The 1,260-nt window shown below is 35.2% G+C and carries 2 protein-coding genes; both read left to right on the forward strand.

Going from position 1 to position 1,260, the window contains the following annotated elements:
• A partial coding sequence (locus FC87_RS06620; protein ID WP_191979376.1) for a conserved phage C-terminal domain-containing protein occupies positions 1 to 289 on the forward strand: 289 nt, incomplete at its 5' end.
• The gene (locus tag FC87_RS06625; protein ID WP_054691189.1) at positions 273 to 1,103 is read left to right on the forward strand and encodes an ATP-binding protein; all 831 of its coding nucleotides are present in this window, start codon (positions 273 to 275) and stop codon (positions 1,101 to 1,103) included. The genes FC87_RS06620 and FC87_RS06625, both read left to right, overlap by 17 nt.
• Positions 1,104 to 1,260 lie beyond the last annotated feature (157 nt).

The following is a 1,260-nucleotide window of genomic DNA, read 5'->3' on the forward strand; positions in this document are numbered from 1 at the left end:
CGACGGTGCAATTACTGAAATTATCAATTACCTTAACGAAAAAGCTGGCACTAACTATAAAAGTAGTACTAAAAAGACTCAGAGAGATATTAACTCACGGTTTAAAGAAGGGTTTATATTTAAAGATTTTAAAAATGTGATTGATAAAAAATGTGAGCAGTGGGGTAAGGATGAATATTGGAGTAAGTTTTTAAGACCTGAAACGTTGTTTGGAACTAAGTTTGAGGGATACCTCAATGAAAAAACAAAGCCTGTAGAAAAGAAGAGTGAGTATGATGACATATTTTAAGAGTATGCACTTCAGCTTGCTAGATAAAGTTCATACGTTGCCTGACAAATGCCCACAATGCGGACGAACTTTAATTCAGGTTGGGAATAACGACCCATTTTGCCAATACTGCACTAAAAAGAAAATGAATCAACGAGTTTTGGATAAAGAGCGAGAATACAGGGAATCAATCATCAGACGAACTAAAACTGATGTTATTAAACGTTCAATTATTGAAGACCAGAGTTTAGAGAATGTTAACTTTGACAGCTTTGATACGTCTGTTAGCGATGAAGCTAAAGCTAACTATGATTTGGCAGTTAAATTCACTAGGGAATATCTGAATAGTTCCAATGTTTTCAATGTGTTTATTTCAGGTGGTGCAGGTCGTGGGAAGTCTCATCTCGCTTATTCGATGCTTAAATACATCAACAAAAATTCTGATAAACCAGTAACTTGTTTATTTGTTGATTTTGCGGAAGCAGTACAGAGAGCTAAAGCAGTTTTTAATGGTGGCGACCCTAAATACAGTTCTGAAAATCTAATTAATTTTTGTGGAAAAGTAGATTATCTAGTCATTGATGATCTTGGTAAAGAGGCTACTTATCAAAACATTGATAAAGAAGCCACTAACTTCGCTCAGAATTTGATTTTTGGAATAACACAGCGACGACAAGACAAAAATACAATCGTTACTACTAACTTAACCAGCAAGCAATTACGAACGGTATACAACGATAGTATAGTTAGCCGACTGTTTAAAAACTTAGGGAATCACATCATCAAATTTACTGATAAAACACCTGATTCAAGAAGAAAGAGGGATCCATTTTGAAAATCAAGTTTTATGAAAATTGTCCAGCTTGTCATGGCAACGGGTTAGAGCCGATGGCAGACAAATATACTGATACCATCTACGGCTATCAGACGTGTCGGCTATGTAAAGAGAGAGCAAAAGTACAAGAAGAATTCAAACAAATTAAGGAGAGAGT

This window comes from Fructilactobacillus florum DSM 22689 = JCM 16035 (genome assembly GCF_001436645.1).
GTDB lineage: Bacteria > Bacillota > Bacilli > Lactobacillales > Lactobacillaceae > Fructilactobacillus > Fructilactobacillus florum.